Source organism: Paenibacillus sp. J22R3 (assembly GCF_056269305.1).
Map to the genome: position 1 here is coordinate 185,876 of NZ_JBWDNS010000006.1, position 24,044 is coordinate 209,919.

General features: G+C 53.1%; 19 protein-coding genes. 5 read left to right on the forward strand and 14 right to left on the reverse strand.

The window, feature by feature from the left end; genetic code table 11:
* Positions 1-95: 95 nt before the first annotated feature.
* The 4 genes from AC0YN4_RS24440 to AC0YN4_RS24455 form a co-directional block, all read right to left on the reverse strand.
* Positions 96-1,733, reverse strand: a complete 1,638-nt coding sequence (locus AC0YN4_RS24440; protein WP_475783319.1) for an alpha-amylase family glycosyl hydrolase — start codon at positions 1,731-1,733, stop codon at positions 96-98.
* Positions 1,733-2,572: a sugar ABC transporter permease gene (locus AC0YN4_RS24445; protein WP_475783074.1), complete on the reverse strand. Its 840-nt coding sequence runs from the start codon at positions 2,570-2,572 to the stop codon at positions 1,733-1,735. The genes AC0YN4_RS24440 and AC0YN4_RS24445 overlap by 1 nt, the downstream gene beginning before the upstream one ends.
* Complete coding sequence (locus AC0YN4_RS24450) at positions 2,569-3,882, reverse strand: carbohydrate ABC transporter permease (RefSeq protein ID WP_475783075.1); 1,314 nt, start codon at positions 3,880-3,882, stop codon at positions 2,569-2,571. The genes AC0YN4_RS24445 and AC0YN4_RS24450 overlap by 4 nt, the downstream gene beginning before the upstream one ends.
* A 127-nt stretch (positions 3,883-4,009) precedes the next feature.
* Entirely contained in the window at positions 4,010-5,314 is a 1,305-nt protein-coding gene (locus tag AC0YN4_RS24455; RefSeq protein WP_475783076.1) for a sugar ABC transporter substrate-binding protein, read from the reverse strand.
* A gap of 489 nt (positions 5,315-5,803) precedes the next feature.
* Between AC0YN4_RS24455 and AC0YN4_RS24460 the strand changes: the two genes are divergently transcribed.
* The gene (locus AC0YN4_RS24460; protein WP_475783077.1) at positions 5,804-6,835 is read left to right on the forward strand and encodes a LacI family DNA-binding transcriptional regulator; all 1,032 of its coding nucleotides are present in this window, start codon (positions 5,804-5,806) and stop codon (positions 6,833-6,835) included.
* A 103-nt stretch (positions 6,836-6,938) separates the two neighbouring features.
* Here the strand turns inward: AC0YN4_RS24460 and nagZ are convergent, their stop codons facing one another.
* The 8 genes from nagZ to nirB all read right to left on the reverse strand — a co-directional run bounded on the left by nagZ (position 6,939) and on the right by nirB (position 15,955).
* Entirely contained in the window at positions 6,939-8,270 is a 1,332-nt protein-coding gene (nagZ, locus tag AC0YN4_RS24465) for a beta-N-acetylhexosaminidase (protein WP_475783078.1), read from the reverse strand.
* A gap of 276 nt (positions 8,271-8,546) precedes the next feature.
* Entirely contained in the window at positions 8,547-9,371 is an 825-nt protein-coding gene (locus tag AC0YN4_RS24470; protein ID WP_475783079.1) for an alpha/beta hydrolase family protein, read from the reverse strand.
* 101 nt (positions 9,372-9,472) lie between these two features.
* Positions 9,473-10,120: a DNA alkylation repair protein gene (locus tag AC0YN4_RS24475; RefSeq protein WP_475783320.1), complete on the reverse strand. Its 648-nt coding sequence runs from the start codon at positions 10,118-10,120 to the stop codon at positions 9,473-9,475.
* A 159-nt stretch (positions 10,121-10,279) separates the two neighbouring features.
* On the reverse strand, positions 10,280-10,999 hold the full coding sequence (locus AC0YN4_RS24480; RefSeq protein WP_475837013.1) for a hypothetical protein: 720 nt from the start codon (positions 10,997-10,999) through the stop codon (positions 10,280-10,282).
* A 132-nt stretch (positions 11,000-11,131) separates the two neighbouring features.
* Entirely contained in the window at positions 11,132-11,938 is an 807-nt protein-coding gene (gene cobA, locus AC0YN4_RS24485; protein ID WP_475837014.1) for a uroporphyrinogen-III C-methyltransferase, read from the reverse strand.
* A gap of 27 nt (positions 11,939-11,965) precedes the next feature.
* Positions 11,966-13,048, reverse strand: coding sequence for a uroporphyrinogen-III synthase (locus AC0YN4_RS24490; protein WP_475837015.1), 1,083 nt, complete (start codon positions 13,046-13,048; stop codon positions 11,966-11,968).
* Between the two features lie 51 nt (positions 13,049-13,099).
* Complete coding sequence (gene nirD / locus AC0YN4_RS24495; protein ID WP_475783083.1) at positions 13,100-13,438, reverse strand: nitrite reductase small subunit NirD; 339 nt, start codon at positions 13,436-13,438, stop codon at positions 13,100-13,102.
* Between the two features lie 51 nt (positions 13,439-13,489).
* On the reverse strand, positions 13,490-15,955 hold the full coding sequence (nirB, locus tag AC0YN4_RS24500) for a nitrite reductase large subunit NirB (protein ID WP_475837016.1): 2,466 nt from the start codon (positions 15,953-15,955) through the stop codon (positions 13,490-13,492).
* Positions 15,956-16,335: 380 nt separating this feature from the next.
* On the opposite strand from nirB, the gene AC0YN4_RS24505 reads away from it, so the two are divergent.
* The 3 genes from AC0YN4_RS24505 (at position 16,336) to AC0YN4_RS24515 (ending at position 20,791) form a co-directional block, all read left to right on the forward strand.
* Complete coding sequence (locus AC0YN4_RS24505; protein WP_475783085.1) at positions 16,336-16,893, forward strand: ANTAR domain-containing response regulator; 558 nt, start codon at positions 16,336-16,338, stop codon at positions 16,891-16,893.
* Between the two features lie 365 nt (positions 16,894-17,258).
* Complete coding sequence (locus tag AC0YN4_RS24510) at positions 17,259-18,500, forward strand: nitrate/nitrite transporter (protein ID WP_475783321.1); 1,242 nt, start codon at positions 17,259-17,261, stop codon at positions 18,498-18,500.
* A gap of 161 nt (positions 18,501-18,661) precedes the next feature.
* A complete protein-coding gene (locus AC0YN4_RS24515; RefSeq protein WP_475837017.1) occupies positions 18,662-20,791 on the forward strand; it encodes a molybdopterin oxidoreductase family protein in 2,130 nt (709 codons plus the stop codon).
* 259 nt (positions 20,792-21,050) lie between these two features.
* On the opposite strand, the gene mobA is transcribed toward AC0YN4_RS24515, so the two are convergent.
* Both mobA and AC0YN4_RS24525 read right to left on the reverse strand, forming a co-directional pair.
* A complete protein-coding gene (gene mobA, locus AC0YN4_RS24520; protein WP_475837018.1) occupies positions 21,051-21,704 on the reverse strand; it encodes a molybdenum cofactor guanylyltransferase in 654 nt (217 codons plus the stop codon).
* A 156-nt stretch (positions 21,705-21,860) separates the two neighbouring features.
* Positions 21,861-22,970 (reverse strand): glycoside hydrolase family 172 protein, encoded by a 1,110-nt coding sequence (locus tag AC0YN4_RS24525; RefSeq protein WP_475783088.1) that lies wholly within the window; start codon positions 22,968-22,970, stop codon positions 21,861-21,863.
* 131 nt (positions 22,971-23,101) lie between these two features.
* Between AC0YN4_RS24525 and AC0YN4_RS24530 the strand changes: the two genes are divergently transcribed.
* Complete coding sequence (locus AC0YN4_RS24530; protein WP_475837019.1) at positions 23,102-23,998, forward strand: AraC family transcriptional regulator; 897 nt, start codon at positions 23,102-23,104, stop codon at positions 23,996-23,998.
* Positions 23,999-24,044 lie beyond the last annotated feature (46 nt).

Sequence of the window (24,044 nt, forward strand, 5' to 3'; positions counted from 1 at the left end):
ATCCACATTATCCACAGCTTACTCAGAATTCTCATCAAAAAAAGCTGCCCCACCCGGCATCATCCTGCGATGATCACGAGTGGGACAGCCACTTACTATTGCAATATAACCGTACTATACGGCGGCAGCTTCAGCTTGCCTTCGCCGAATTTCGCGCCTTCCTTGCTGGACCGCGCGATTTCCTTCAAATCATCCTTCTCAGCGGTTCCCCCCGAAGTCAGATCGATAATCTGCTCCGTAGCTGACATATTATGCGCAACGAGAACCTTCTGATCGTTCGTTACTCGGTAATACGCAGCAACGGCCGGGCTGTCGGTGTTCTTCTCTACGATCGTGCCATCGCGCAGTGCAGGCAATTCATTACGCCAAGCAATCAGCTTCTTGTAATGCGATAACAACGAGTTCGGGTCCGCTTGCTCCGCTTCAACCGAAACCGTGTTCGGCGTCGTGTTGTAGCGGGAGGCTTCCCAAGTCGTCTGCCCCTTGCCGCCCGCAGCGCCTGAAGCGTACCAAGGCATCGGCTCGCGAATGGCCTCGTCGGGCTTCATCCCCTTCATGCCTAATTCCTCGCCGTAGTAGATGAACGGATTGCCCGGAAGCGTAAGCAGCAAGGCCGAGGCCATCTTGGCATGGTCCACGTTGCCGCCAAGCTCGCTCATTGTCCGGTTCTGGTCGTGATTCGTCAGAAACGGCGCATCCACAAACGCACCATTCGATGACTTGTTGTACATCTGGTAGATACGGCCAAGACTAAACCCGACATCGGGATTCTGCTCCCGATCTGCACCGGACAGCAGTTTCTTCGCCAAATCAAAGTTAAAAGCCGAATCCAGCGCTTGATCCAAGTACGGTGCGATAATAACCGAAGAATCCCACACTTCGCCTACGATATAGGCATCCTTCTTCGTGTCGGCAATGCCCTTGCGGAACTCCTGCCACCACTTCTGGTTGCTCGCTTTGACGGCATCGGTGTTAATGGTAGACGCGAAGTCGCCATAGATATGCTTCGCAGCATCCATCCGGAAGCCATCCAAGCCTTGCTCCAGCCAGTAATTGCCAACGTTGATCATCTCACTGCGTACAGCAGGCTCGTCAAAGTTCAAATCAGGCATCCCTTCCCAGAAGTCGCCTAAGTACTTCAAGCTCCCAAACGGATGCCACGGATTACCGCCAACTGCGCCGTCTGCCGGCACCTGTACATCCGCTTCCTCAATATGATACCAATTCCGATACGGACTCTTCGGATCAGCGATCGCGGATTTGAACCACGGATGCTCATTGCTCGTATGATTGACCACCAGATCCATAATGACCTTTATCCCCAGCTTATGAGCGGCTTCCGTCAGTTTATTCAAATCTGCCATCGTGCCGTAATCCTTGTTAATTCCATAATAATCCGTTACATCATACCCGTGATAGCTGGGAGAAGGATTAATCGGCATCAGCCAGATCCCGCCAATGCCCAGCTCCTTCAGGTAGCTCAGTTTCTCAGTCACACCATTCAGATCGCCAATGCCATCACCGTTGGAGTCCGAGAAGGAACGAACAAAGATTTCATAATAAACCGCTCCCGGCTGCTCATCGACCTGTGCCGCAACCGCATCTTTCCCAACCTTCTTCTCTAGCTCCTGCTCGCCCTTAGAGGAGGAGCAGCCTGCCAGCACGCTGATTAGAAGAGCGGCGGCCAATATGGCCGCCGCGAATATGTTGCTTATACCTGTACGGATGATCATCACCCCTTGGATGCCCCCGCAGTGAGTCCTTCAACAAGGAACTTCTGCAGAAACGCGAACAGAATCATAATCGGAATCGCAATCATAACTGCGCCTGCCGCGAACATCGTGAAGTTACTGTTCTGGAAGTTAGCCACCATATCCCACATGCCGACCGCAAGCGTCCAGTTTTCTTTGGAACGCAGAACAAGTCTTGCGAAGATAAAGTCTACCCACGCACCGGTAAACGTCGTTAGTCCGATGTACGTAAGCATTGGACGAGACAACGGGAGCATAATGCGCCAGAAGATCGTTAAGTGGCTTGCACCGTCAATCCGCGCTGCTTCATCCAAGCTCCGCGGAATCGTATCGTAGAACCCTTTTACAATGAAGCCGCCAAGCACAGATCCCGAAGAATATACGAGAACGAGCGCTGTATGCGTATCAAGCAAATCCAGCTGAAGCAGCAGGATATAGATCGCGACCATGCTCATGAAACCCGGGAACATCCCAAGGACGAGCATCGTAGTGAGCAAGGTTTTACGACCTTTGAAACGGAAACGCGACAAAGCGTACATGCTCAGCGTAGTCAGCAAAGTCGAGAGAATCATCGACAGTGTAGCGATCTTCAGCGTGTTCCAATACCAGCGGCCGAAGCTGAAGCTAGGTGAAGTGAACAGCTCCTTGAAATGGATAAGAGTCGGATGACTCGGGAAGAACTGTTCGCTAAACAGTGCGCTGCCGGGACGCAGAGCTGAGAACAGCACCCATACGGCCGGATAAATCGCACAAATCGCAATCAGGGTCAGAATGATATAGGTCAACGTTAAACGGAAGACGTTCCTCGATTTCATACTCATTGGATCATATCCTCCTCTTTAAACGACCGTGAACGACGGTAGCTCCAGATCGAGAGCGAAGCGACAATCACGAAGATGATAATACCGATCGCGGATGCAAAATTGTACTTGTTGTTATTAAGCGTCAGCTTGTACAGCCATGTAACGAGCAAGTCGGTGCTGCCTGCATACTGATAGTCACCCTTAACCGGATCACCATTCGTCAGCAGGAAGATGACGTTGAAGTTATTGATGTTACCTGCAAATTGCGTAATGAGAATCGGTGTTGTAGCAAAGAACACGAAAGGCAACGTGATTACGCGAAGCTTCTGGAACGCTGTGGCACCATCGACCTCGGCAGCCTCGTACATATCTCTTGGAATGGCAGTAAGTACGCCCAGAATAAGGACCATGGAGACCGGAATCCCGACCCACATGTTGACGAGAATGACCGTAACCTTCGCCCAGAACGGATCCGTCAGCCAAGGAAGCTTGCCGATTCCGAAATAGCCGAGGTACTGATTGATCGGTCCGAATTGGCCGTTGAACAAGTTACGCATTACAAGCAGCGAGATGAGCTGCGGAATCGCGTAAGGAATAATGAAGATCGAACGCCACATGCCTTTGAAACGAATGCCCTGCTGATTGATGAGCAGCGCAACGAACAAACCGCCGAAATACGTCGTAACGGTGGCGATAACCGCCCAAATGACCGTCCAAATGAAAACCCCGTAGAACGTATGGCTCCACGTCTTTAATTGGAGCAAATCGATAAACGTCTGGAACCCAACCCAATCGACAAGCTTCGCAGGCGGAATATGCTCCGGTGCGGAGTAGTTGGTGAATGCGAGCAGGATCGCCATCATAATCGGCATGATCGTTAAGAACAGCACGGAGATAGCAGGCAGCGTGAGGAGCAGCTGAGGGAACCGTCTGTCGGTTACATAGCTGACTGTTTGCTTAAACGATGCCGGTGTTACGCCTTCATCCCGCAGCTTGCCGGTTCGGTTCGCATCCCTGACGTTCATCACATAGATGACAACAAATAAGCTGAATAAAATCAGAATAACAAGCCCGCCGATTAATAAGTTGACGGAGTGGTCACCAACAACGTTCTTATAGCGCTTGCCGATTTTGACAAGCTTTGTCGGTGTATCACCAAGCGTTACAAGACCCCAGATTGCATGAGGAAGCCTTTGTACGAAATAATAACCGCCCATAATTTCAACACAAAGCAGAAGAATGCCTTTCACGAACTGACGATTGTACAGTTGACCAAGACCCATCGCGAGAACAGATAAAATTGTGGCTGTTTTTTGATGCCGCTGCATCCACCTCCAGCTCCTTTCCCTTGTCCGAATAAAGTTACGTCACCCGCCCCTCATAAGAAAGGGCGGGTGACGGCATTGTATGGTTGTTTATTCGCAGCCAACAGGCTGCGTCTGATGCTGCCGCGATTTACTTCGCAGCTGCGTTAGCATCTTCGATTTGCTTCACAGCATTATCAAGTGTTGCTTTCGGATCTTTGCCAGCGTTCCAGATGTCGGAAAGCGCTGCGCCGATTGGTGTCCATACGTTGCCCATTTCAGGGATCGAAGGCATCGGCTGCGAGTTTTTGAACTGCTCAACGAATGCTTTTACAATTTCATCGCCTTGGATCTTCGGATCTTCTGTTGCTTCCTTGTTTGCAGGAATCGCGCCAGTCAACGAGAAGTCATCCAATTGCGCTTCTTTCGTGGAAGCAAAACGTGCGAACAATTTCGCTGCGTTCGGGTATTTCGTGTACGAGTTTACGTACCAAGCTTTAACGCCGGAGAACGATACGGATTGTTTGCCGTTGATGCTAGGGATTGGCGCTGCACCGAAGTTGATGCCGGATTTCTTGATATCGCCGATTGCCCATGGGCCGTCGATGTTCATCGCAAGCGTACCGCCTGTGAACAGACCTTTCTTGATATCATAAGTTACATCACCGGATTTAAGCGGCAATACGTCTTTCTTCAGCGATGCGAAGTAAGTTGCGCCTTCTACCGCACCGGCGTTGTTAAGGCCGATTTCAGCTTTGTCTTGGCCGTTGTTGCCGTATACGAAGCCGCCTGTAGTAGCTAGGAACGGATAGCTGAAGTAGAAGTTTCCGATATCCCACATGAATGCATATTTATTCTTTTTACCGTCGTTGAACGTTTTCGCGAATTCTTTCACTTCGTCGAACGTTGTTGGAGGCGTTGCGATCAGATCTTTGTTGTAGAACATCGCATACGTTTCAACTGCACGCGGGAAGCCGTATAGAACGCCATCATACGTTACCGCTTGAACCGCAACATCGCTGTTCTCCGATTTCGCTTCTTCTTCATAAACGTCATTCGGAAGCACAAGACCTGCTGCTACTGCTTTACCAAGGTTATCGTGCGGGAACAATACAACGTCTGCACCGATTCCGGCAGGACCGTCAGTTGTAAGCTTCGCCACTTGGTCGCCAGCGCCAAGCTCTTCCATTTTCACTTCAACGCCGTATTTTTCTTTGAATTCTTTCATCATTTTCTCAACGAAAGGACGCTCTTCTTTGGCTTCCCATACAAGCAAAGTTGCGCCGTCTTCCGGTACAAGCTCAGCGTCTTCAGCTGTGTTGTTGCCAGTGCCGTTGTTTACTGTGCCCGTGTTTGTTTCACCGGTGTTCTCATTCGCATTGTTGTTCTTCGAGCCGCAAGCTGTCAGTGTTGCAGCAAGTGTTAGAACTAGAAGTAAGGATACTGTCTTTTTCATTCTATTTAACCCCTCTCGTTATTAAAGCGTAATCGCGCCGGAGCATAAACCTAGAGTAACCAATTATCGACATCCTATTACGAATAGCGCGATTGCTTCGGATGATGCAATAACCGAGCTTGCAAGTATTTCTCAAAAATGCGGCTCTTGCATTGTACACGATCCTCTGCGTTTGTGCAAACGTTTGTACAGATGGCAATCGAAATGGGAATTCAAGGCTTTAATTTCCTTCTAATTGCGAAAGAAAGCGTTTTACCGACGCCCTTACTATACACTACGGCCTGCAGATTGGGAAAACGTTTGCACAGTTCATTTGCACAAATAATCACGGACCGTTCTTCCATTTGCTCTGTTTTTCTCTCCCTATCTCAGAAAATTAAATTTGTGCATGAAAAACTTTTCAATGATATACTCTAGGTAAAGTACAGCTATAGCATCGGCTCACATAAACAATGATACGTGCATACGTTTGCGCAATTGGGGGATTTTATGTCAGTCACGATTAAAGATATTGCAAAAATCGCCGGCGTCTCGCCTTCAACCGTTTCACGGGTTGTCTCGAATCATCCGCGAATTAGCCGGGAAACGTCCCGTAAAGTCAAAGAGATTATGGAGCAGCTCGGCTATCACCCGAACATGATGGCGAAGAGTCTGGTGTCGAAAACAACCCAAACGATTGGCATCGTCTTGCCGCGCCCTGCCGAGGAGCTGTTTCTGAACTTCTTCTTCGGCGAGCTGATTCGAGGGATCGTTACGCAGGCGACCAGAGCCGGTTATGACATGCTGATGACGACGGTTACGTCTGACTCTAATGAGCTTGAAGCCATCTCGCGCCTCGTCATGGGACGCCGCGTTGATGGTATTTTGCTATTGTCGTCCCGCACCTCGGATCCGATCATCGGATTTCTGAAACAGCAGAACTTCCCCTTCGTTCTCATCGGGCGAAGCGACGAGTTTCCGGACGTGCTTTCGATTGATAATAACAACATCCAAGCAGCTTATGATGCCACGAGCCACTTTATCGCCCAGGGGCATAAGCGGATCGGCTTCATCAGCGGTCCGCCGAATCTCGTTGTTTCCCAGGATCGACTGTTCGGCTATAAGAAAGCGCTCAAGGAAGCCAACCTGCCGTTTCAGCAGGAATGGGTGCTGGAAGGCGATCTGCTGCAGCAAAGCGGATACCGGGCGATGTCCTTCTTCATGAGCTTGCCGGATCGGCCGACAGCGCTTGTCATCTTCGACGATTTGCTCGCCTTTGGCGTGCTGCGCGGACTGACAGAGCTTGGCTACAGCGTTCCGCAGGACATTTGCATCGTCAGCTTTAACAATATTCCGCTGTCCGAGCTCGCTTCAACGCCGATCAGCTCCATCGATATCGGCACTTATCAGCTCGGCTATACCGCGTCACAGTCGCTGCTTCGCATCGTACACGATGAGCCGCTGTCGCAGAACCATATCATTATTCCGCATCGACTGATTGTGCGGGAATCATCGATTCATTCGAGCAGCAAGAAAACATGACAAAAGGCATCCTCCGCTGACAAGCCGGGAGATGCCTTTTTAGTTATCCTACGCTAAATAAATCGCTCGATTGCCATGACTGCCGCCGAGGCTATAGTTGACTTTAATAGACAGCTACTGCTTTTTGAATCGCTGCATTAAGTGCATCCAGATTCGGCGTTGACGGCGTCTTAGCGTCCGTCAGCTCGTATTTCCCTTTCAGCATGAGAATCCGTTTCACGCTCTCATCTATCCGCTCCACCGTAATCTCTCCGCTATTCACGCTCTTCTTCAGCGCTGCGAGTATGGCGTCCACATTCTTGTACTCATGGGCCACCAGCAAAATATCACTGCCCGCCTTGACCGTCATGACCGCCGCTTCTCCCATGCCATAATTCTTCGCAATGGCCCCCATCGTGAGGTCGTCCGTCATGACGACACCTTCGAATCCCAATTCGCCGCGAAGCTCATCCGTGATGACTCGTTTGGACAGGGAGGCCGGCACTTTGTCGTCCACCTTAGGGTAGAGAATATGCGCGATCATGACCGCATCCACCCCTTTATCGATGGCTTCTTGGAAGGGCAGCCACTCGAAGGCTTTGAGCGCAGCTTCGCTTTTGCCCACAACCGGCAGCTCCAGATGGGAATCAACCGACGTATCCCCATGCCCCGGAAAATGCTTCACCACCGGAATGACACCTTCCTCCTCGATAGCCTCCATAACGGCGATCCCCATCTTCGTAACAACCTTAGGCGTCGAACCGTAGGAGCGGTCGCCGATGACCGGATTCTTCGGGTTACTGTTAATGTCCAGCACCGGTGCGAAATCTACGTTGAAGCCCATCTTCTTGCTCGCTTCCCCAAGTATGCTTCCTATCTTGGCTGCATATTCACTCTTGCCGGTGTCTCCGATTGCCTTGGCGGTTGGCAGCTTCACAAGTCCGGGAAGCCGGCTCACCCTGCCCCCCTCCTGATCGACAGAGACGATCAGCGGTGAAGCATTATCTTTGTTCCAAGCCTTCAACTGATTCACATAGGCGACAACCCCTGTAGGCGTCGAAATATTATTCGCATAGAAAATAACGCCGCCCACATGCTGACTCGCAATCATCCGTTTCGCTGCCTGACTGCCCGTCGTACCGTCCACGCCGGCAATAATCATCGCCCCAAGCTTCTCATCGAGCGACATTTTCTCCACCTGCTGCGTGATTTCATCCGCCGGCGCCTGCTCGGGCTGATCGGGCGTCTCCGGCACGGCCGGTGTTGCCGGTTCTTCTTCCGACGTATCCGGCGGCGTTTCCGGTGTCTGCGTTGGCGGTTCATCCGTCGGCTGCTCCGAGTCCGGCGGCGAAACGACGACAGGCGGCTGGTCAGCGGTCTCTCCCTTATGCGTACAACCGCCTAATATTCCGATCGACAAAGCCATTAATCCTATAGCAAGTTTTCTCATCTGCATGGTCACCCGTTCCTCTTCGCGTACTTATTGCAATTGTAACCATTAGAACGCAAGAAGAACCGCCAAATGTTGCAGCATCGGAATTAAGATTCTTTAATTCCCGCTAAGGGCTTGGATGCGGCGGTAGGGAAATGTTGCGTTTTGCGCAACATAATCAGGAAAACCGCAGCTAGTTGGCTAAAATGTTGCATGAATCGCAGCATTTCACCTCCGCCAAACAAACCAAAAAACCGCTTCCCCCTCGAAGAGGGAAAAGCGATCCACAAATAAATTCAATTAGATCGTCCACAAGCTCCAATCATTGCGTCTGCGGCCGATGGAATCAATCCAGCGCAGCGATACATCGAACAACTCATCGCGCGAAGCTTTCGAAGAGAACGTATGGTCACCTTGCAAAATAACCTCTTTGTCGCAATTGCCCTCTTTGCGCAGCCAGAACATTTTCTGATACAAGAAGCAGTAGTCGACTGGGATCACCGTGTCCGCCGTGCCATGCACGATCAGCACATCCCCGTTGTAGCCGCGCAGCTCCGTCAGCGGTTGATATTGCGCCAACGAATCGGTGAACTTCTTCGTAAACTGATAATGCATATAATCCGTCGTACCATTGGTGTCAATCTCTTGAATCGCCTTGGTTCCGATAATGTTGCGGATATCCATGAACGGGTGGGCGACCGGCGCCCACATGACCAATGACTTCACGCGCGAGTCGCGAGCAGCTGTCAACACCGCGACCGCGCCGCCCAGGCTGTGGCCCACAAGAATAAGCCGCTCCGCATCCACCATATCGAGGCTGAGCGCGTAATCGATGACCGTTCTCGTCTGTCCGATCAGCTCATCCAAACCGCCGCTTCCGTAATCGCCGGTGCTCTCGCCGCAGCCGCCGTAATCGAAGCGCAGCACAAGATAACCGCTGCGAGTCAGCCGTTCTGCTGCCTCAACGAATAACCGGTCCGTCCCCATACGATTGCCGATAAAGCCATGGCAAATGATGATAAGCGGGTATTTGGCAGCTCTCTTCTCTTCGCGATCCACTACGGGATACTGCAGCACGCCGGACAATTCTATGTCGCCGCTGCGGATTGATATGGGATGATTCATGATCGGCACCACCTTATTCCTATAATTCCTACCTACTTTGTTGGAATTAAGAATATCACGGATATGCGGCATCGTCAATCGTCAGTTTGCACGGCTTCGGACTATGCTTTTACACCGACATGTTTGAGCGCTTCACGTACACTTAACGGTGATAACGCCGTATCCGCTACGAACTGCTGCACCGCAGCCGAATCGGTCTTCGCATATTCGCGCAATGCCCAACCGATTGCTTTGCGAATGAAGAACTCTTCCTCATGCGCAGTTCGGCGAATGAGCGAGAATAGCAGCTCCGCATCCGTCCGGCCTTTATAACCGAGCTGGAACAAGATTGCGGTACGACGCAGCCAGAGGTTGTCCGATGTGATCCATTTCTCCGTGTAGGCGGGCACAAGCTCCGGATAGCGGGTGAACATCGTGCCAACAAGGTGGCTCGCAATCATATCGACCGTATCCCACCACGATTGTGCCGTAATGAGATGTTCGATGAACGCTACCTGGTCAATCGTCAGATCCTTCTGCCGCTTCTCAAGCAGGAGCAGCGCCGTATAATGAAACTCCCGCTCCGGCAGCGACCACAGCTTACGAGCAATCCTTTCAAGCTCCGCACCCGACGGTACACCGTGCTCCTTCATAAACCGCTTCGTCACCGCAGCCCGCTCCGGCGTCCGAATGCCCAGAAACGGAAATAAATCGCGCATATAAGCCTTCATCGGGCCTGCGACTTCCTCACTCGCATGACTGCGAAGCATCTTCTCGAGATCCTCGCAGTAGGTGTCCGAAACGATATTCACTTTCACTGGCAGCAGCCTCCTTCATATGACCCCATTATACCAAACCTGTCACCGCATCTAAGCAAGGGCAGCAACAAAAAGACGACCGATGATCCAGCCATCCGTCGCCCTTTTGCATTATCTCTTATAGATCAGCTTCCGCTGCTCCTCTACCAGTAGCTTCAGTCCATCTGTCGCATAGGCGCCGGGGCTCAGCACGCCGAACTTGATCCAGTAGCCAACTCCAAACGACGAGCCGTCTTCCAAAATAACCTGCAAACTGTAACTCCCGCCGGCTAAGTTCTTTGTCTGTTTGGCAATCGTCATGCGGTCTACAACGTTCAGCTTTACGTACTCCTCCGCAAACGCAGCGACCGCTTCCGGCGTGAAGTCTTTCAGCGGCGAACCGTCGTTTCCGCTTACGAAACGGACATTCTTGATTCGGCCTGTAATATCATAGAGGTCGCCGATTGTATCCGCAGCTTTATTCTCGGAGACTTGATAGAGCTCACCGCCTGCCAATAGTCGGAAGCTTTGCTTATAGCCTTTTACCTCGAACAGCTCCGTCCCGATCTCCAGCAGCGTGGCATCTCCGTCCTGCATCACATAATCCTCGCAGGCATGGTCTGATAGTTTATAGCCGATTTGTCCGATTCGCTTCCCTTGCTGGACGATGCTCGCATCATCGCGGTCCCCCATAGACATATACAGGATACCATTCCATCGAAGCGCCGGGACATAGTCGATTTCGGACGTCTTATCGCGGCATTCCTTTCTATCTGCGCCACCTGCCTTGGTGCCCGGCAATTGAAACGAACAACCCGTCAGAAGCAATAGAGCGCTTAATAGAAGAAGCATCGCTCTCCTTGCAGTTCTCCTCCGGCCAAAACCCTGCTTCATTGATCCTCACTCCGACTCTCATTGTTGCTCCTATAGACGAGGCTGTATCGCCATTAGTTGCAGCATATGGTCAATCATACAGGAATTGGATCAATTCAGCACAGCCTCTACCGCCCGCCACCTCAGCTTGTCCCGCATGGTGACGACCGGGCCGATGACGATGGCGACCGGGCTGACCAGCTCCGCTACCTCAGGCAGCGAGGTTATGGTTCGAAGCGTGCCGACGACCGTTCGCTGCTCGGAGCAGGTTCCGCTTTGCACGAGCGCGATCGGCGTGCTCGGCGGTTTATCACTGCCGAGCAGCTGCTCCACGATGTAAGCAAGCTGCGCCAGCCCCATCAGCACGACGAGCGTCTCCGCGCCGGCCGCCCACGCCCAATCGACACAGGCGCTGTCCTTGTCGGTACATTCGTGGCCGGTAATGACCGCGAAGGAAGCAGCCAGCTTGCGATGCGTAACCGGAATGCCGGCGTAAGCAGGGGCGGCGATGCAAGAGGAGATGCCGGGCACGATTTCGAATGCGATCCCGCGCTCTGTTAAGTGGGCGGCCTCTTCGCCGCCTCGCCCGAACACGAAGGGATCGCCTCCCTTCAGCCGGGTGACGGTCAGTCCGCGCATTGCGCGCTCGGCGAGAAGAGCATTAATCTCTTCTTGCCGCAGCGTATGTCGTCCGGAAGCTTTGCCGACATAGATGAGCTCCACATCCGACCGAGCCTCCTTAATCAGCTCCTCTGACACGAGTCTGTCATATACAATGACATCAGCCAGTCGTATGCTTTCCAGTCCGCGGACCGTAATCAGCTTCGGGTCGCCAGGACCCGCTCCCGTTAAGTACACCTTCCCATAATCGCCGCCCATGCGCCCACTCTCCCTGTCCCAGCTATGTCTTGCTGCCATTATATTGGATTAAGATCCGCTCTTGGACTATGAATTCGCGCTTACACCTGTATGGGGCTCTACTTCCACGCGTGCTCCATGCCCCGCACTACCGGGACCTCGAGCCGAGTCTTCACCTTGCACCATGGCTAGACCTGCACCCGGAAATGCAACACTTTCTGCGACAGCAATCGGAACGGCTCCTATGCCCTCCGCACTTGCAACGACACCTGCACCTGCGCCTGCACCAGAACCAGAACCAGCTCCTGCGCCGCCCGCGCATTCACCCGACACAGCACCAACCGCCGTCTCGCTTTCCGTCAATTGACCGCCGCCGAAGAATTTACTCATCGCAACGACCATACTGCCCATGCGCTCCTCTTCAGGAAACAGTACCCGCTCCACGCCTTCCTCTTGCAGCGCTTCCGCCGTCACCTTACCAACGGCTACGGCCAGCACGCGCTCCGAGAAAGCAGCGCGAACCGCTTCCAGCTTACCGAGCTTCGCCGCGCAGCCCATCACATAACGAACCTGAACGGTGCTCGTGAGCGTGACAGCATCTACATCGCCGCTGACAATTTCCTCAATCAGCGTCTCGACGATATCGCCCTGCGGCGGGATATGCCGATAAGGGAGCAGCTCCTCGCAGAGCGCGCCGCGTCCGGCCAGCTCGCCGATCAGACGCGGGGCCGGATCGCCATATAGCTGCAGCGCAACGGTCCGACCATAGAGATCATGGTCGCCCATTAAGCGAAGCAATCCCGCAGTCGTGCCGTCATCATCACGCACCTCCGGCGTGATGCCCAGCTTGCGCAGCGCGTTCACCGTCTTATAGCCGCGAGCGGCTACTCGCATCTCGCTCAGCACATGGACAAACTGCTCCGCCAAACCGAGCCGCTCGGCAATTTGCACGAGCGCCTCCGTTCCAACGCCTGTCGTCAGCACGAGCCAATCGGCCGGCTTCGCGATGAGCGAGCATAGCTGCTCTTCAATCCCGGAATCGTCGAGAAACACGGTTCCCTGCGCAGGACGAAGCACCGCCGATCCACCGAATTTAGCAATCATTTTGCTCAGCTCATCCGCTTTGCGCGGCCCCGTCACCGCGATCCTCTTCCCCTCTAAACGCGCCATAGCCGCCGCCTCCCAGTCCAATCGATATCCACTCGCATTAAGGCAGCAATCTTACGATACTTTTCTTGCGGACGCTCCATCCTGTACCAGCAAAATCACATTACCCGCTTCATCAACAATCGTGCTGTACGTATTCACGCAACCCTCATCCGGCGCCTGCACGAGCCCATCATGTAAATTAATCTTCCAATCATGCAGCGGACAATAGACATGATGATCGCATACGATCCCTTCGGAGAGCTTGCCGTTCTTATGCGGGCATAAATTCTCAATCGCTTTGACCGTTCCATCGGTCAGCTTGAACAGTGCCAATTCGATATCGCCGAACCGCACAACGCGTCCGGCCCGTTCAGGAAATTCTGAAATGTGTCCAATGATCAGTTCGTTCATTTTCTCATCCGCTCCCTCCGCTGCTGCCGCCTGGCGCAGCGCTGTCTCTGGTTATGGCTTCAACGTTGCGTCTGCCGCTGCAGCTTCCGGACTCATCGGTGCTGTCAGCGCATCGAATGCGCTGCGCAGATCGTCACTTTCGATGATTTGCTGCCAAGGATCCTTCATGAGATCAAGCGTCTTATCAATGCGTGCATTCAAGGCGTCACGATCCTCTGGTTTCTCCAGCGCAGCTTTGATTGTATCGAGACCAATTCGAAGCGACCACTCACTCGTCCGTTCCATGTAGTTGGCCGTTTCCCGGTAATATTGCAAGTAAGCGCCCGTCCACGCCAGAACTTCCTCTTCCGTCTTTACCTTTGTCAGCAAATCTGCTGCGCGCACGCGAGTTCCTCCGTTACCGGCCACGTAAATCTCCCATCCGCCGTCAATTGCGACTACGCCGAGATCTTTGATGGTCGCCTCTGCGCAGTTGCGCGGGCAGCCCGAGACAGCCAGCTTCACTTTATGAGGGGTGTTCAACCGCTCGAATTTCTTCTCCAAGTCGACGCCCATTTTGATCGCATCCTGTGTTCCGAACCGACAAAACGTATTGCCTACGCAAGTTTTCACGGTGCGCAGCGCCTTGCCGTATGCATAACCGGAAGGCATATCGAGATCCTTCCACATGCCAGGCAGGTCTTCTTTCTTCACACCGAGCAGGTCAATTCGCTGGCCTCCGGTTATTTTGACAAGCGGCACTTGGTATTTCTCCGCGACCGTCGCAATTCTCTTCAAATCCTCCGGCGTCGTCACCCCACCATAGATGCGGGGAACAACGGAGAACGTGCCGTCCTTCTGAATGTTCGCGTGATTGCGCTCATTAACGAAACGAGATTCCAGCTCATCCTCATGTTCGTCAGGGAACGCCATGCCGAGGTAATAATTGAGTGCAGGCCGGCATTTGGAGCAGCCCTCCGGGTTGTTCCACTCCAGCACATGCATAACTTCCTTCGTCGTCGTGAGGTGCATTTGCTGAATGGCATTCACCACTTCGTCGCGCGAGAGCGTCGTGCATCCGCAGATGCCCTCTTTCACCGCCGTTACCTGATCTGCGCCGAGCGTCGTTGTCAGAATAGCTTCCACGAGTGGTTTACAGCCGCCGCAGCCTCCCGAAGCTTTGGTGCAGGCCTTCAACTCACCTACGCTGACGCAGCCTTTCTCCGTGATCGCCTCCACCAACGTGTCTTTCGTTACGCCGTTGCAGCCGCAGATGATTTCGTCCCCACTCATGGCGGTTACGAGATCCGCCGTGCTCACCGACTTACCGCCTCCGCCTCCCCCGGACGGTCCGAACAGCACTTCTTTCTCGCTTCCCGTAAAGTCCTTACCGCTGCGAATAACCGAGAAAAGCCTTGAACTGTCGCTGGTATCGCCGAACAGAACAGCACCGACGACCTTCCCATTCTCAAACACTACCTTCTTATAAATGCCGTCCAAATCATCCTGTACGCGAAGCGCCTTCGTACCCGGTTCATCCGCAAACCGCCCAGCCGAGAATACGTTGACCCCGGATACCTTCAGCTTGGTTGACAGCACCGATCCTTGATAGCCGTCACTTTCGACACCGGCCAATTTCTTCGCGAGAATGGCTCCTTGCTCGTAGAGCGGCGCCACCAGACCGTACACAACCCCGCGATGCTCGGCACATTCACCTACCGCATGTATGTTAGCTATACTCCCCTGAAGATGATCACCCACGACAATACCGCGATTCACTTCCACGCCGGCACTCTTCGCCAGCTGCACATTCGGCCTGATGCCCGCTGCCATGACGATGAGATCCGCCTCTACATGCGTCCCATCCTTGAACGTCAGACCTGTTACACGTTCATCTCCCGTAATGAAATCGGACTGCTTCTCCAGCAGAAACTTCATCCCCTGCCGTTCCAACTCCGCTTGCAGAAGACGCGAAGCCGTAGCATCGAGCTGCCGCTCCATCAAGTAGCTGAAGATATGAACAACGCTCACTTCCATGCCGAGATTGACCAGCCCCCGTGCCGCCTCAATACCGAGCAAACCGCCGCCGATAACTACAGCCTTCCGGTACGTCTTCGCTGTATCGATCATCGTTTCACAATCTTTGATGTCCCGGAATGCAATGACGCCTTCCTTATCAGCCCCCGGTATCGGAAGCATGAACGGCAGTGATCCCGTAGCAAAAACAAGCTCATCGTACGATAATGTCAGTCCTTGATCCGTCGTTACCGTACGCGCCTCCGTATCCACTGCTGTCGCTTGTTGACCGGTGTGAAGCGAAATCTCGTTATTGCGATACCAATCCCAATCATTCAGAATAATATCCTTCATGCTGGCATCCCCTGCGAGCACAGACGACAACATAATGCGGTTATAGTTGGGGTGCGGCTCCGCCCCAATAATTGAAATTTCGTAGCGATGCGGGTTCAGCTTGAGCAGCTGCTCCACGAATGACACGCCGGCCATCCCATTTCCGATCATGACTAGTTTTTTTCTCATGGCTATCTCTCCTAAAAGTTAGTGCGTCGCACGAGGTACGACCCTTATTGCGCTGCAGCCCCGGCCGCTTCCGAAAACATAAAAAGCCTACCCCCTCGTCGCAATTGACGAAAGAATAGGCTCCATTGCCGGATTTAAGAGGGCACGCCATTGTGCCGTCGTAAAGATCTTGGCTTTAGTATAGGTCGCATTATCACACATGTCAATATATCTAACATAAAATAGCACGTAAAGTGCCATTAATGGTCACTCGCCTAAAATTTAGGGAAAATAGTTGAAATGAACGTCGACATTCTGAGGGAGGGTATGTTATATTTTATTACAAATTTGCAGGCAGGGCTTCAAAGCCAGACAATTGCTGTGCCTAACCGAGGTGACCGATGATGAGATCAATCCTTTTTCTCGAGGAAGGAAGACCTCCCGTTTCGATGCATAGCTTGCAGCAAAACTGCCGCACCTTGCATCGTGCAGCTAATGTAGAAGAGGCAAAGAGCCTCATTAGCGTCGCGGATGCCGTGGTGATGCATGTTCCCTTAGAGAGGATGCAGGATTGGCAATCCACAATTGCAGGAATGAGACGACTGCCGACGCTATGGCTCTGCTCCGAGAACGCGGTTCCGAGCGAGCTTGAGTTTGGTTTCACATTGGACGGCGTCCTCTTCAGCTCTATGAACACCTTGGAATTTGGCGTTGCCTTGAAGTGGGGACAGCGTGTATTCCAGCAGCGCAAGCGATGGGCCGAGGAACGGGAGCAGCTGCTGCAGCGTATTGATGAGCGCAAATGGATCGATCAAGCAAAGGCCGTATTGTGCGAAATCAAAGGGATTTCCGAGGCGGAAGCCTATGATTTCCTGCGAAAACAGGCGATGAACGAACGCAAACGGATCGGCGATATTGCAGCCTCCATCGTGAAAGTTTACCAACTTATCCACGGCTAACTCTCGGCATCAGCTCCTATACGTATTAAACCACCCCCGCTCCCCCCTAAAATTTTGTATGTCAGCTATATTGACACAGACCTCGCAAGCCCCCTATAATTGCAACTAAGATCACAATGACGTGAATCGAACGATAACTTGGCTTCCACACCGACGTGGAGCCGATGGCAAAGAGGCCGTATTGCAGTTATATAACTGCGATGCGGCCTTTTATTGTGTTAGAAACGCTTACAAAGCAGTCACTTCAAGCGAGCAACCCTCAAATTTCTCGTTTGACAAGCTGAAGATGAAGATGAAGCAGCAGGACCTTTTACTAAAGAGAGAGATCAACCGGAATGAACAATGGAGAGGAGCTACTTGCAATGATGAATCGCGATGGATTTCTAAAAAGCGGACACAGCCCGTCCTTGCTGAGCGCATTTTTGTATTTTGACATGAGCTTCATGGTGTGGGTGCTGCTAGGGCCGCTGGCTGTCATTATTATGAGCGACTATCAGATGGATGCCGCCCAGAAAGCGAACCTCGTCGCACTGCCGATACTCGGGGGTTCCATCCTCCGCCTTGTGCTCGGTTATTTCACCGATGTGATCGGACCGAAACGCACGGGACAAATCGGCATTCTGCTTACGATGGTCCCGCTCGTCTGGGGCTGGAAGTTCGTCGACTCCCTAGGTGAGCTGTATATCGTCGCGCTGCTGCTCGGCGTTGCCGGCGCTTCCTTCGCTGCCGCACTGCCGCTCGCAAGCCGCTGGTATCCGCCGAAGTATCAAGGTCTCGCGATGGGAATCGCCGGCGCAGGCAACAGCGGAACGGTATTCACTACGCTGTTTGCCAATCGGATCGCCCAGCATTATGGCAGCTGGCATGTTGTTTTCGGCATGGCGCTCATTCCGATCGCAATTGTTTTCATCGTGTTCACCCTGCTCGCCAAGGACAGCCCGAACCAGCCCTCCCCGCGCAAACTGTCCGATTACGGTTCGGTGTTGAAGCAGCGGGACACATGGATGTTCTGTATGCTGTATGCCGTCACATTCGGCGGCTTCGTTGGGATGTCCAACTATTTGACGATTTTCTTCAACACCCAATATGGGCTTAGTCCCGTCCGGGCAGCTGACTTCGCCACAATCTGTGTCATCGCAGGCAGCTTCTTCCGTCCGGTTGGCGGCTGGCTGGCCGACCGAATTGGCGGCCTGCGCATGCTGATTGCCCTATACGCGGTCGTCGCCATTATGATGGCCTGCATCTCTACCCTGCCGCCGCTTCCGGCCATGATTGTCCTGCTGTTCATCGGAATGATGGCCCTCGGTATGGGCAACGGTTCTGTATTCCAGCTTGTGCCGCAACGCTTCCAGAACGAGATCGGCATCGTCACCGGTATTGTCGGCGCCGCAGGAGGACTGGGAGGTTATTTTCTTCCTAAGATTCTTGGTAATCTGAAGCTCTCTTCCGGTTCCTATACACCGGGTTTCCTTATTCTTAGCGGCGTGGCGCTCATCTGTATCGTTCTCATCTTCCTTGTGCAAGGCGCATGGAAGAGATCCTGGATCGGCAGCGGCGGCAAAGCCCGTATCGATTCGGCGGGCATGCAGAACACGGCCACCTCTTAATTAATTCGATAGGCGGACTGCTCAGCCCGCTTGATTCCCGCACTTTCAGTTGACTGAACCCTATGCCGGCAGAAGGCAGCGTGCATCATCCGGGGCAGACGGAACAAAGCCGTTCCGTCTGCACGCCTTACCCCTACGCAAGCGGAAATGGAGGAAACCTCATGAGCGCACTACCTATAGCAGCTGATCCGGAAGCGACTCGAATTAGCTCACATTGCTGTTTCTGCAGTATGCAGTGCGGAATTGAACTGCTTCCCGATGACAATGCGGCAGGGTTCGAAATTAAGCCCAGCCCGGATTTCCCTGTGGCAACGGGCCGCTTGTGCCAGAAAGGGCTGAACGCCTTAGGGCATACCGTCCATGAGGAGCGTCTCCTCGTACCGCAGCGCAGGGTTGGCTCTGCCCTGCCGGGTTCGATATGGCAGCCATCCAGCTGGGAAGATGCGCTTGATGGCATCGCCTCCTCGATCTTATCCATTCAAGAGCAGCATGGTCGTGACGCCGTATCCGTCTTCGGCGGAGGCTCACTCACCAATGAGGTCTGTTACTTGCTCGGTAAGTTTACGCGTGTCGCTTTACGCTCCAAATATATTGATTATAACGGACGCTACTGCATGTCCTCCGCTGCTGCAGCGCAAATGCGCGCTTTTGGCATCGATCGCGGGATGAATGTGCCGTTGGATGATTTAATCATGGCGAACTATATTATTTTGGCCGGAACCAATATCGCGGAATGTCAGCCGACGATGGTTCCGTATTTGATGGCAGCGAAGAAACGCGGCGCCATTATCGTAACGATTGATCCACGCCCTACCATGACCTCCAAGCTAGCCGATATTCACGTGAATTTACAGCCGGGGTTTGACTCCGTGTTCGTAAACGGCCTACTCCATGTCATCCTAAGCGAGAATCTCTATGATCAAGCTTATGTGGACGCACACACGACCGGGATTGAAGAGGTTCGGGAATCTGTGCGGGATTTCTCGCCTGATACCGTATCGACGTACACCGGCATTCCCAAAGAAGTCATCCGCACCATCGCACGCGGATTTGCCCGTGCAGAAACAGGCGTCGTCCTCACTGCGCGCGGATTGGAACAGCAAATTAACGGCGTAGAGCACACGCTGAACTATATCAATCTCTGTCTGTTAACCGGCAAAATGGGCCGACCCGGCTGCGGATTCGGACCGGTAACCGGTCAAGCTAACGGTCAAGGCGGCCGCGAGCACGGTCAGAAAGCCGACCAGCTGCCGGGCTACCGCATGATCGACGACCCCGAAGCAAGGCGGCATGTCGCGGCGGTTTGGGGAATTGATCCCGAGGAGATCCCGGGCAAAGGCGTGTCGGCGTATGAGCTGTTCGATCGCATTCTGGAAGGTGAAATCAAGGCGATGATCGTGCTTGGCTCCAATCCGCTTGTATCGAGTCCGAATAATTCACGTGTAGAAGAGGCCTTGAAGAAGCTCGAGCTGCTCGTTGTCATCGATCTCTTCGAGACGGAAACCGCCGCTTACGCGCACTGGCTGCTGCCTGGATCGACTTTTCTGGAGGCGGAGGGCACACTAACCAATCTCGAAGGCCGCGTGTTTCATCGTCCGCGCGCGCTGAAGACGCCGGGCAAAGTGATGGAGGATTACAAGCTGATAGCTGCACTTGCTGCTCGGCTTGGGCGAGGGGAATATTTTCGATATGAGTCCCCCGAAGCGGTATTCGATGAGCTGAGCCGAGCAAGCGCAGGCGGAAAAGCAGACTACAGCGGCATGTCCTATTCACGAATTAAGGAGAAGAAAGGCTTGTTCTGGCCCTGCCCTTCGCCGGAGCATCCGGGAACGCCTCGCATGTTCGAGAACGGCGTCTATTTCCATCCGAACGGACGCGCTAAGCTGCACGGAATTACGCCGAAGAAACCCGCCGAGACGACGAGCCGCGAGTATCCGTATATCCTGACGACCGGCAGGCTCGGCAACCATTACTTGAGCGGCACCCAGACGCGTCGCACCGCCGCCCTGATGAAGAAAGCACCGGTGCCCGTTGCGGAAATTCATCCGACGGCAGCCGAGAAGCTGCTGCTTCGTCCCGGCGACCGTCTCCGCCTCACCACGCGGCGCGGCACGATGGTCATCGACGTCAAGGTGGTGCAGGATATCCACCCGACGACGGTATTCGTCCCTTTCCACTGGGGCGGCGACCTAGCAATCAATAAGCTGACCAACGATGCGCTGCATCCCATTAGCCGCATGCCGGAATTCAAGCTATGCGCCGTTCGGCTTGAGCGGGAAGCTCCGCCGTAAGCGGCCATGTTACGCCAATGGGTAGTGGAAAATCATAGTAAATAGTCACGTAAAAAAGCACCCCTGCGGGTGCTTTTTTACATGGATAAGTAACTAACGACAGAATGCGGCTATTCCGCTCCAAATGCGATTCCTGGTACCCTCATTAGCGGGAAAAAGTAGCCACCACAGCGACACATCCGCAAGTATTGGACGACTTCTATAGAAGTGTTGCCCTCATCAGAACAACACTTCTACAGCTAACTGGGCTTCCGGCCTCTTACGGGGATAAAGTGCCCTTCAAGCGTATGTAGTCGGCGTACAATTCGGGGGTATTCAAATTTACAAATGCGGCTTCTTCATCAGGAAGAGACCTCATTTCAACAGTGTTCAGCGCATCAAGCAGCGACATTAGTCGAAGCTCACGCCGCTCCAGCCGTTGCCGCAATTCATTTGCCACGCTCGTATGATAGAGTGCGTGGAACGGCTGATTCGCCGTGCGAATGACTTGCGGCATGCTCGCTTCCGGCCGCAATACGCTCTTCTCGCTTGCCAGCTCCAGCATTCGTGCCAGCAGCGAGCCCGATAACACCGGCATATCACATGCCATAACGAAGCCATAACCCGGCTCTTGCATAGCGGACAATGCAGCATGTAGTCCAGCCAGTGGTCCGCAGTCCGGATAGGAGTCGTGTACGAATTGAACTTGACCCGGCAAACCCTCCAGTTGGGTTCTATAGACATCCTCCCGCTCACTGTCGCCAACGGAAACAACGACATTCGGCAAGCCCAGAGCCACCATTTGCTCGGCAACTACTTTCAGAATCACATCACCCTCAGTTCCAATGGGCAGCAATGCCTTATCCGAACCCATTCGCGAGCTTCGTCCGCCTGCCAGAATGATTCCCGTCACCTTCGATATAGCTACTGACACGCTGTCCCCCTCCGATCACCAAATAGTTGCCCTTAGTATACCAGTCCACAGCAGATACCTGTACTCTCTTCTAATCAAAAAGATGCTGAGGTCGATGGAAAAGTAGACAGTGCAAAAATAACCGCCCACATGGGACGGTTCTCCAACATAATGCGATTATTTCTCGTTCCCCCACAAGGTTGGCGAGTTGCCGTTCGCGCCGCGCCATGCATGCCGCCACCGATGCACATCAACGACGCCGACTTCCGGCATGTTGGCGCGCTCTTCCTTCGCCGGCAGTGCCGGGAATGGGTTATGCGGCTCGCTTTGATACCAATAAGCAACGGTCGATAGATCGAGCGTCAAGCTATTGTCATGTCCATGCTCGATGCTCGCATGCAGCGATTTCTCGAAGCGGATCGGATCCTCCAAGAAGAAACGGTAGCAATGCGTGCGGCCCATCCAGCCCAGCTTGTTCGGCACTTTAGCGTAACCGAAATACGGATGCGCATACACTTCATTCGGGCACCAGGAGCTGTTGAAGAAGTCCTCTGTCCCCGTTCCATGCAGGGAGCCCGGCCAATCCTCGCCATCGATCAGCCACATGTCATCGCCTTCGCCGTACCACATCGGACCCGGGTTATCGACGTAGTAGTTGATGCCCACAAACTGCCCGCTGCCGACGATATCTGCGAACACATAGTTGTGTTCCGTCGACGGATTGGCGCTTTGCGGTCCGATCACGCTCCACTCCGTTTCTCCTTCTTGCGGATGAACACCTGTGACCTCACGGTTCCACCACGCATGGAACCGGCCTTCAGAGGCAGGAATCTCCGGGTGCTCCTCGAAATCAATATAATAATAGAAGCTCGTAATGGGCTCTGCCGATTGGTTCTCGATCGTAATTCGTGCCCCGTCGCCGAATGGCATCGGAAAATAACAGTTAAACGCTTTGCCGTTCGCAGGAGCCGCAGCAAGCGGAAGCGATGCAAAATTGTATTCTTCACCAAATCCTTGTCCGAAGAAATCGCCAATCGGCGATTCTACGCTCGGCTCGGTTTCGCCGTCCCAATACATCCGAATGACGGCATTGCGGCGGATGAACTTGTCCGGCGTACTGATCGTGATCCAAATATGCTTGATGATGCCAGCCCCGGCGATGACAGCAAGATCCGCTGTTTCTCCTGCGGGAATCGGAATAAAGTCGGCATTTCCCCCACTTCGGTCATAGCTCGAAATCCGTTTCGTTTTAATGCCGGGTTGAATCTTACTGATATGGTTTAACATATTCGTCTCCTCTCGCTAGCTCCATGATAGCTTGATTATAACGAACCGCTTCGGATAAATATTTATCAGGACCATGTGACTTTTTAACAACAATTGCTCTTCTGATCAATCGCAGCCAGGGAGGCACGCAGATGCAGGAACATGATATCATCACGGGACTCAATCCCTATGTTCGTATAGCAATGACAAACATAGCCCCTTCTAATTGGTCCGTTTCCCCGCGGCAAATTTGGGATTACGAGCTTCTTTATTTGCAGGAGGGGCATTTGCTTGTAACGGTGGAAGACGAGACTTACGAAGGCATTCCAGGCGATATCTTCCTGTTTAAGCCGCGGCAGCGGCATTCCATCCAGGTGCTTGGCGATGCGGTCATAAGCCAGCCACATGTCCATTTTGACCTGATCGAGATGCCGGATAGCCCGGACTTGTCGGTGTCCTTTCAGATGTCCAGCCATATGTCGAAGGAACAGCTGGCATGGTTTCGGCCGGACTGGATGTCCGAGGGGGCGCTCGCGCTCCCAAGCCATATTCGGCTTCGTCAACCGAAGCGGTTTGAGTCGATGCTGCTGGAATTAATCGAGGAGTTCCAAATGCGATTGCCGCTTTACGAAACCTCTTGCAAAGGATTGCTTCTCTCCCTGCTCACTTACTTAATCAGACAGCATGACCTCGGCATGAAACGTCCAGGTACGGATATGCAAGCTATCCGCCGGTATCTTCACTCCAAATGGGACAGCGAGATCACGCTGGAGGAGCTGTCTGAACGTTTTAAGATCAGCAAGTACTATATGCTGCGCACCTTCAAGAAGCACTACCTCATGACGCCAATCCAATACCATCGCCAAATCCGAATGGATCAAGCCAAACAATTGCTGCGTTATACGAATCTCTCGATTCAGCATATTTCGGATCACCTGGGATTCGGCAGTATCCATGCATTCAGCCGCGCCTTCAAGGTGGCGGAGGGGCTGCCTCCAATAGCTTTCAGAACGAAGAGCGGTCCGAGTTTGGAAGAGTTGGACAGTTGATTTTGACAAAAAATAAGATTGTTTAGACCAAGAAAAACTCCCTTGT